This window comes from Pedobacter sp. (genome assembly GCF_035566355.1).
GTDB lineage: Bacteria > Bacteroidota > Bacteroidia > Sphingobacteriales > Sphingobacteriaceae > Pedobacter.
In genome coordinates, this window is record NZ_DATMRL010000456.1 from 1 (window position 1) to 8,828 (window position 8,828).

At 41.5% G+C, this 8,828-nt stretch carries 9 protein-coding genes; 5 read left to right on the forward strand and 4 right to left on the reverse strand.

The genetic code is table 11. The annotated features are described in order from the left end of the window. The 3 genes from VNZ46_RS17505 to murA form a co-directional block, all read left to right on the forward strand. Positions 1 to 158: hypothetical protein (locus VNZ46_RS17505; protein WP_325561338.1), on the forward strand; the 158-nt coding region annotated here is incomplete at its 5' end. Positions 159 to 270: 112 nt separating this feature from the next. After that, complete coding sequence (locus VNZ46_RS17510) at positions 271 to 951, forward strand: DUF4290 domain-containing protein (RefSeq protein ID WP_325561330.1); 681 nt, start codon at positions 271 to 273, stop codon at positions 949 to 951. A gap of 34 nt (positions 952 to 985) precedes the next feature. Next, the gene (gene murA / locus VNZ46_RS17515; RefSeq protein ID WP_325561331.1) at positions 986 to 2,311 is read left to right on the forward strand and encodes a UDP-N-acetylglucosamine 1-carboxyvinyltransferase; all 1,326 of its coding nucleotides are present in this window, start codon (positions 986 to 988) and stop codon (positions 2,309 to 2,311) included. Positions 2,312 to 2,379: 68 nt separating this feature from the next. Here murA and VNZ46_RS17520 read toward each other — a convergent pair whose 3' ends face one another. The 4 genes from VNZ46_RS17520 to VNZ46_RS17535 form a co-directional block, all read right to left on the reverse strand. Then, complete coding sequence (locus tag VNZ46_RS17520) at positions 2,380 to 3,741, reverse strand: pyridoxal-phosphate dependent enzyme (RefSeq protein ID WP_325561332.1); 1,362 nt, start codon at positions 3,739 to 3,741, stop codon at positions 2,380 to 2,382. Between the two features lie 151 nt (positions 3,742 to 3,892). Continuing rightward, positions 3,893 to 4,984: a DNA-processing protein DprA gene (gene dprA / locus VNZ46_RS17525; RefSeq protein ID WP_325561333.1), complete on the reverse strand. Its 1,092-nt coding sequence runs from the start codon at positions 4,982 to 4,984 to the stop codon at positions 3,893 to 3,895. Between the two features lie 58 nt (positions 4,985 to 5,042). After that, on the reverse strand, positions 5,043 to 5,675 hold the full coding sequence (gene rsmG / locus VNZ46_RS17530) for a 16S rRNA (guanine(527)-N(7))-methyltransferase RsmG (protein ID WP_325561334.1): 633 nt from the start codon (positions 5,673 to 5,675) through the stop codon (positions 5,043 to 5,045). Continuing rightward, positions 5,666 to 6,787: a glycosyltransferase gene (locus tag VNZ46_RS17535; protein WP_325561335.1), complete on the reverse strand. Its 1,122-nt coding sequence runs from the start codon at positions 6,785 to 6,787 to the stop codon at positions 5,666 to 5,668. Before VNZ46_RS17535 ends, rsmG begins: the two co-directional genes overlap by 10 nt. A 192-nt stretch (positions 6,788 to 6,979) precedes the next feature. Here VNZ46_RS17535 and tgt point away from each other — a divergent pair, with 192 nt between their 5' ends. Together tgt and VNZ46_RS17545 are read left to right on the forward strand one after the other, a co-directional pair. Further along, on the forward strand, positions 6,980 to 8,110 hold the full coding sequence (gene tgt, locus VNZ46_RS17540) for a tRNA guanosine(34) transglycosylase Tgt (protein WP_325561336.1): 1,131 nt from the start codon (positions 6,980 to 6,982) through the stop codon (positions 8,108 to 8,110). Next, the coding region (locus VNZ46_RS17545; RefSeq protein ID WP_325561337.1) for an LptF/LptG family permease at positions 8,111 to 8,828 on the forward strand (718 nt) is incomplete at its 3' end.

Consider the following 8,828-nt stretch of genomic DNA (forward strand, 5'->3'; position numbering starts at 1 on the left):
TTCAGAATGGCATGGAAGTAGAGCATGAAAAGTTTGGTTTTGGTAAAATTGTTAATCTGGAAGGTCATTTGCCAGACGTAAAAGCAACAGTTTTCTTTCAGGGCTTGGGTAATAAGCAGTTATTACTAAAATTTGCTAAATTGCGGATTGTTAGATAAGAATTTAACTTTAGAGGACACATCTTTGGTGTACTCGTAAAAGTTATATAGATTTAAATAAAAACAAAAGGCACCAGATTCCATATCCGGATGCCTATAGAGAAAATAGAACATGAAATTCGATTATAATACCACAAGAAACGAATTGATCCTGGCAGAATATGGTCGCAATGTGCAGAACATGGTGAAGTATATTTGTGAACTGGAAGATCGCCAGGAACGCAACAGATATGCCCAGGCAGTAATCGATCTGATGGGATTTTTAAACCCGCACCTTCGTGACGTAGCGGACTTTAAGCATAAATTATGGGATCACCTGCACATTATTTCCGGTTATAAGATCGATGTAGACAGCCCCTACCCAAAGCCAACGCCTGAAGCGGCAATGGTCAGACCTAAACATATTGGCTATCCACAGCAGAAGATCAGGTATAAACATTACGGAAAAACCGTTGAAGTTCTGATTGAAAAAGCAAAAGCCCTGGAAGAACCAGAACGCAAAGCAGCTATGGTTCAAGGAATTGCAAATTTCATGAAGATGGCCTATGTGACCTGGAACAAGGACAATGTAGCCGACGAAACCATATTAAAGAACTTAGCCGAACTTTCCGGAGGAGAACTTCAGCTGGAAGAAAATGTAAACCTGGCCAAGGTAGAATTTAAACCAGTGAGCAACAGACCTGCCAATAACAACAACAGAGGCAGGAACAACAACAACGGAAAAAACCGTCAAAATAACAACAACAATAATAATCGTCAGCAAAGGAACAACAATCCGAAACAAAGACATTAATTACCATCAGCATTAAGACAGGAACAGAGAGTATATGAACGCATTTGAAATTATTGGTGGCAAAAAACTAAAAGGCGAAATCCAGCCTCAGGGCGCAAAAAACGAAGCTTTACAAATCTTATCTGCCGTTTTATTAACGGAAGAGAAGATCACCATAAGCAATATCCCCGACATCAAAGATGTCAACAAACTGATCGAATTACTGGGCGACCTCGGCGTAAAAGTAGAGCGTTTATCTAAAGACACCTATACTTTTGAAGCCAAAGACATCAATCTGGACTACTTCCAGTCGGATATATTCAAAGCTAAAGGAGGCGGTCTAAGAGGCTCCATTATGATTGTAGGCCCTCTTCTTGCCCGCTTTGGTAAAGCCGCTATCCCTAAACCAGGGGGCGACAAAATAGGAAGAAGACGCCTTGACACCCACTTTTTAGGTTTTGAGAAACTGGGTGCCAAATTTGTTTACGACAACAAAAAAGAGTTTTTTAACGTAGATGCTACCGATCTGAAAGGCGCATATATCCTGTTGGATGAAGCTTCAGTAACCGGAACAGCTAATATTGTGATGACCGCAGTACTGGCCAAAGGCACTACAACCATCTATAACGCAGCCTGCGAGCCATATTTACAGCAACTTTGTAAAATGCTGAACCGCATGGGCGCTAAAATAAGTGGCATAGGTTCTAACCTGCTCACTATTGAAGGCGTCGGCAAACTTGGTGGAACTGAACACAGAATGCTGCCGGATATGATAGAAATTGGTTCATTTATCGGCCTTGCTGCCATGACTGAATCTGAGATCACCATCAAAAATGTATGCTATAACGAACTTGGTGTCATTCCTGATACATTTAAAAAACTGGGTATCAAGTTTGAACTGCGGGGTGACGATATTTATATCCCATCTCAAAAACATTATGTAATAGAGTCATTTATAGACGGTTCTATGCTTACGATTGCAGATTCTCCATGGCCTGGATTTACGCCAGATCTGCTGAGCATTGTATTAGTAGTCGCTACACAAGCAAAAGGATCTGTATTGATCCATCAGAAAATGTTTGAAAGCAGACTTTTCTTCGTAGATAAATTGATCGATATGGGTGCACAAATTATCCTTTGTGATCCACACCGTGCCAGTGTAAACGGTATCGATAAGCAATATAAACTCAGAGGTATCAGTATGACCTCACCCGATATACGGGCCGGAGTTTCCCTTCTTATCGCTGCTTTATCTGCAGAAGGAACCTCTACCATCTATAATATTGAACAGATTGAGCGTGGTTATCAGGACATTGATATCCGCTTGCGCGCATTAGGCGCACAGATCAAACGTGTAGAGGGTAACGGCCCAAGCCATTAAAACGGAATCAAAAGACATAAAAAAGCCCCGTTTGGGGTTTTTTTATGTCTTAAAAACAAGTAAATCTCTTAACCAGAAATCGCATTAATAATATCATACTGGGTAATAATTTCAATTTTTCCCTGTTCATCTTCTACCAGTACCGCACTATTTTCCTTGTTGATCAGTGCAGAAATCCGGTCTATTGACGTATTCATATCTACAAAAGGGAAAGTTGCCGTCATAATCTCGCTCACCGGAGCAGATTTTAAAGATGGATTTTCCAATAAAGCTTTAAGGATATCTCCCTCTGCCAGTTTACCAACCACCATCCCCTTCTGGGTCACCGGAATCTGAGAAATATTCAGGGTATTCATATTGTTAATAGCCTCCAAAATGGTCTTTTCGCAGTCAATCGTAATGATCTCTGACTGATCCTTTTTAGCCAAAATAGCACGTGCTGTAAGTTTCTCATCCTGTAAAAAGCCGCGCTCTCTTAACCAGTCCTCGTTATACATTTTACCCATATACCGACTTCCATGATCATGAAAAATCACCACCACTACATCCTCAGGTTTTAGTCTGTCTTTCAACTGCAACAAGCCCGCAATAGCAGAACCTGCAGAATTTCCTACAAAAATCCCCTCTTTACGGGCAATATCACGGGTCATTAAGGCCGCATCTTTATCGGTTACTTTTTCAAAAAGATCAATCAGATCAAAATCGACATTCTTAGGAAGAAAATCCTCTCCTATACCCTCCGTTATATATGGGTAGATCTCATTTTTATCCATGATCCCGGTTTCCTTATACTTTTTAAACACAGAACCATAGGTATCAATACCCCAGATCTGAATATTGGGGTTTTGTTCTTTTAAATACTTACCGGTTCCCGAAATCGTACCGCCAGTTCCTACCCCCACCACCAGGTGAGTGATCTTACCTTCTGTCTGCGCCCAGATTTCCGGACCAGTCTGCTCATAATGTGCCAGAGAATTGGCCAGATTATCATACTGATTTGGTTTCCAGGAGTTTGGAACCTCACGCTCCAGACGAGAAGAAACAGAATAATAAGAACGCGGATCTTCCGGTTCAACATTCGTAGGGCACACAATCACCTCCGCACCAAAGGCACGCAAAGCATCTACTTTTTCTTTTGACTGCTTATCTGTTGTTGTAAAGATACACTTGTACCCTTTAATGATCGCTGCCATGGCCAGTCCCATACCTGTATTGCCAGAGGTACCCTCAATAATGGTCCCTCCTGGTTTAAGCAGACCACTTTGTTCTGCCACCTCAATCATTTTTACCGCCATACGGTCTTTGATCGAGTTTCCGGGATTGGTAGATTCCACTTTAGCTAAAACAGTAGCCTCAATTTCCTTCGTAATATTGTTCAGTTTAACCAGCGGCGTATTGCCGATCGTTTCTAATATATTGTTGTACCACATGATACAAAAATACAATTTGACCCTTAGAATTCTATTTACAAATAGAAATTTAAAATATAATTTTACATAACAAAAATAAATAAAATATAATTTTAATCTAGTACTCCAATAGACTTACAAACCTTTATTTTTATAGGTGAATCAAAATTTCTTAATTGAGCTGATAACGTTTTCCTGGCAAAACAGTAACGATACCCAACATCTCCAGGTTGAACATGAGGACACTTAACCTGTTTTGCGGCAGCGCAGTCTTCAGTCCTATGTCGTCAATCAAAGCAGTCCCGGTTTTCAGGATTTCAATAATTTTACGTTCCTCGGCAGAAAGGTCTGGAAACAGGCTCGCCTGATGAAATATCTTTTTCTTCCCGAGGCTTTCCCAGCCCAGATTGACCAGCAAATCATCAGCACTACTGATCAGCGCAGCACGGTTTGTCTTCACCAGATAATTACAGCCTTGCGAGCACAAGTCATTTACCCTGCCAGGAAAAGTATATACGTCTTTATGATAGGAATTGGCCAGCTCTGCTGTGATCAGCGCCCCGCCCTTTAAAGTGGCTTCAACCACCAAGGTGGCATCTGAGATCCCTGCAATAATCCGGTTTCTTCTGGGAAAATTACCTTTTTCAGGTTTTGTATGTATCGGAAATTCGGTTAATAAGCCGCCGTTTTTAAGCATATTATAGGCCGTTTCTTTATGAAGATGCGGGTAAATCCGGTCTAAACCATGCCCCAGTACGCCTACTGTAGGAATCTGATGCTTCAAACTCTCTCTATGCGCAGCCACATCAATACCATAGGCAAGCCCGCTCACCACCAACACATTATAAGGTCGCAATGCTTCCGCCAGTTCCGCACAAAGGTTCTTCCCGTAAGCGGTAGCCATCCTTGTACCCACTACACTTAACATCCTTTCATGGTTAAGGCTGGCAGTGCCTTTATAATAGAGCAATACAGGTGCATCATGACACTGTTTTAAACGTGCAGGATACTCAGGATCTGTAAAAAACAGCGGTCTGATCTTGTTTTTCTCGATAAATTTAAGTTGCTGTTCTGCAGCAAGCAATGCTTTGCCACTCAGAATCTGGGCAGTCATTACCGCCCCGATGCCTTCTATAGCAAGCAGGTCATTTTTTCCTGCACCAAATACGGCTTCAGCAGTACCAAAATGTTCCAGAAGAATTTTCGACGATACAGGGCCTACTGTATCAATAAAAGAAAGGCCTATTTGATGGATTATACTCATAGGCTAAATTAGAATTCAGCTTTTGAAAAATCACCATCAACAGGCGCTAAAAGAAAAATTATTGTGGGATATACACCACATATTTAGTTTCAAAGAAATCTTCCTCAAAGTATTCCGCTAATGGATACAACTCTGCCTTCAGCTTCGACTCTTTAATCTCCTCCTGTAATTCCCCACCTTTTAAATATAAAATACCGTTTGGAATTGCATTTTTAGAGTCCTTTTTAAACTTCCCTTTCACCCATGGATAGAAATCTATTAAACGCGTTACCGCCCTGGACACCACAAAATCATACTGATCCGTGATCTGTTCTGCACGCAAATGACTTGCTTTTACATTTTTTAACCCCAATGCCGAAGCCACTTCTGTAACCACTTTAATCTTTTTCCCTATAGAATCTACCAAATGGAACTCCGTATCCGGAAAAAGAATAGCCAGGGGGATGCCAGGAAAACCACCGCCTGTACCCACGTCCAGAACCTTTTCTCCCTTTTTAAAGCTGCAGAACTTAGCTATTCCCAGTGAATGGAGGATATGTCGTTCGTACAACTCGTCAATATCTTTCCTGGAGATCACATTGATCTGAGCATTCCAGAAACTGTATAAAGGATAGAGCTGATCCAGCTGTGCGATTTGCGTTTCAGTCAGATCTTTAAAATATTTTTGAATGATTGTTGATTTTATTTCCACTGGGCTTTTTTAACAAATATAGACAGAATGCCGTTAAAGATTAGAAAAATGAACAGGAGTATATCCAGAACCGGGAACCACCAGGCCAGGCCAGGATAGTTTAAACGCCTTAACAATTTAGGGTACACAAAGCATCTGATCAGGATACTCAGGCCAAAAATACCTGCCGCAGGATACCATAATGCCTTAAAGAAACAGGCCGTAATAAGCATCATATAGAATAAAAACTGGATCAATGCCTGAGCCGTCAAAATAAAGCGGTGTTTACCTTTATACATTTTGCCGGCGCCAAAATGCCTCTTTTTCTGTCTCAGATAAGCTGTAAAACTGGTCTTTGGTAAACTCCAAACCTGCGTATCCGGGTGGATACGGATGGCTGTATTTCTTGCGGTTGCATGTGCATTTACAAAAAGATCATCATCACCAGAAGGAATATGCATATGGGCAGCAAAGCCTTTATTTCTAAAAAAAAGAGATTTTTTATAAGCCATATTACGGCCTACCCCCATATAAGGCATACCTTTTAAAGCAAAAGAAAGGTAATTTACGGCCGTAAAAAAAGTTTCAAAACGGATCAGCGCATTCAATAAACCTCTTCTTCTGGTGTAAGGTGAATAGCCCAGCAGGATCTCTTTATGGTCTTCCGGGGGTTGTTGCATGCCCATCAACCAATTTGGAGAAGCCGGATAACAATCCGCATCCGTAAAAACAAGCCAGTCATTTTTCGCGGCCTTAATACCCATGGTCACCGCAAATTTCTTTCCTGCAATAAATTTTCCGCCATCAGCAACCGTTACGACCTTCAGCTTTTCATACTTTTCTGAAAATTCTTCCAGAACAATCCTTGTACCATCCCAGGACCGGTCATTGACCACAATCACTTCAAAATCAGGATAATTCTGATCCATGATTGCCGGCAAAAAGGTTTTCAGATTCTCCGCTTCATTACGGGCGCAAATCACGACACTTAAGGGCCTTATGCCATTTGGGAGCGGTTCTTCGATAGAGACAGAGGCTAATTTCTGATGTACAAAAAGCGTAAAATACAGCTGTACGACGAAACAAAAAACTAATACGCCGAGCAGGCAGATTTCAATTAAGGTTAATTCCACGATGGTATTTCTAAAAGCTGTCAAATTTCTGGTTTTTAATCTGTAATGCCTCTGTATGTTGATAAAAAATTTAGCGCTTAAATCCCTCCTTTTTTTGCTATTTTTGACGAGATTTTTTGGGAAGCTATCAAAACAGCGCACAGGCGCAATTATTTGAGCGCCGTTTGACCCCAAGGGAATAAAAAAAAATAGATGAAATTTACTTTAGAGGCTCAGGACGCGCAGTCGAAAGCAAGAGCAGGTGTGGTAAGCACTGCACACGGAGACATCCAAACCCCCATATTTATGCCGGTAGGCACCGCAGGAACGGTTAAAGCAGTTCATCAGCGGGAATTGAAAAACGATATTGATGCACAGATCATCCTTGGCAATACCTATCATTTATATCTTCGCCCGGGTCTTGGTATCCTGGAGCAAGCCGGCGGCCTGCACAAATTCATTGGCTGGGACCGTCCTATTTTAACCGACAGTGGAGGTTACCAGGTCTATTCACTGAGCAAAGTACGCAAAATTAAAGAAGAAGGTGTCACCTTCAGGTCGCATATAGATGGTTCCAAACACCTCTTCACGCCAGAATACGCCATGGACATCCAGCGGACTATTGGGGCAGATATTATTATGGCCTTCGATGAATGCACTCCTTATCCATGTGATTATAAATACGCTGCAGCATCCATCAACATGACACATCGCTGGTTAAAGCGCTGCTGCACCCGTTTTGATACCACAGAACCTAAATATGGCTTTGATCAAACCCTCTTCCCTATCGTTCAGGGTTCGGTATACAAAGACCTGAGGGTAAAATCGGCAGAATTCATCGCCTCTATGGACAGAGAAGGAAACGCCATTGGCGGCCTTTCTGTTGGAGAACCAGCCGAAGAAATGTATGCCATGACGGAAGTTGTTTGCGATATTTTACCAGAAGACAAACCCCGTTACCTGATGGGTGTGGGTACACCTGTTAATATCCTGGAAAACATAGCCCTTGGGATAGATATGTTTGACTGTGTTATGCCGACAAGAAATGCCAGAAACGGCATGCTTTTCACCAAAAACGGCATTATCAACATTGGAAATAAGAAATGGGAAAATGACTTCTCTCCTATTGAAGCCGATAGTGACCTGTTTGCAGATCAGGTTTATACCAAAGCCTATCTAAGACACTTAATGCATTCCAAAGAAATCCTTGGCGCACAGATTGCCACCCTGCACAACCTCCATTTCTACCTGTGGCTGGTAAAAGAAGCCCGCGAAAAGATCATCAGCGGTGAATTTTATGCCTGGAAAAACAAAATGGTCACTATCTTAGGCAATAAATTATAGATGAAGTTCCTCAGAAACAGATTTAAGATCATTGACTGGTATATTATCAGTAAATACCTCGGTACATTTATTTATACCCTAACGGTATTTATTGTCATCATCATTATATTTGACCTTTCTGAGAAACTCGATGATTTCCTGGGTAACCACCTCACCATCTGGCAGGTATTCACTTTATATTACGCAGGATCAATTCCTTTTTACGTGAACATGCTCTCCCCGCTGATCAACTTTATTGCCGTGATCTTTTTCACCGCAAAAATGGCCGATCAGACGGAGATTGTGCCGATATTGAGTGGCGGAGTAAGCTTCAACCGCTTTCTGCGCCCTTATTTTATTTCCGCATCCTTTATATTTGCGGCCAATTTGCTGTCCAATTTATTTATTCTTCCCTACACCAATCAGATCAAAAACAACTTTGAGAACGTGTACATGAAGAAAAATGACCCCACCAGCAAACAAAACATACACATGAAGCTGGATGACAACACTTATATCTATATAGAAAGCTTCGACAGTAAGAGCAAATCCGGCTTCCGTTTTATGCTGGACAATTTTAAAGGCGACGTACTGGCTAAAAAACTGGTAGCAGATGAGATCAAATGGGATTCTGTAAAACGCTCCTGGAAACTCACCAATTATACCGTAAGAGACATCAACGGCCTCAAAGAAACCTTTAAAAGTGGTGCCGGCGCCACTAAAGATACCATTCTTGACA

Excerpts from the sequence above, each read along its gene's own strand:
- VNZ46_RS17510 (WP_325561330.1), top strand. The coding sequence starts at position 271 with ATGAAATTCGATTATAATACCACAAGAAACGAATTGATCCTGGCAGAA.
- murA (WP_325561331.1), top strand. The coding sequence starts at position 986 with ATGAACGCATTTGAAATTATTGGTGGCAAAAAACTAAAAGGCGAAATC.
- VNZ46_RS17520 (WP_325561332.1), bottom strand. The coding sequence starts at position 3,741 with ATGTGGTACAACAATATATTAGAAACGATCGGCAATACGCCGCTGGTT.
- dprA (WP_325561333.1), bottom strand. The coding sequence starts at position 4,984 with ATGAGTATAATCCATCAAATAGGCCTTTCTTTTATTGATACAGTAGGC.
- tgt (WP_325561336.1), top strand. The coding sequence starts at position 6,980 with ATGAAATTTACTTTAGAGGCTCAGGACGCGCAGTCGAAAGCAAGAGCA.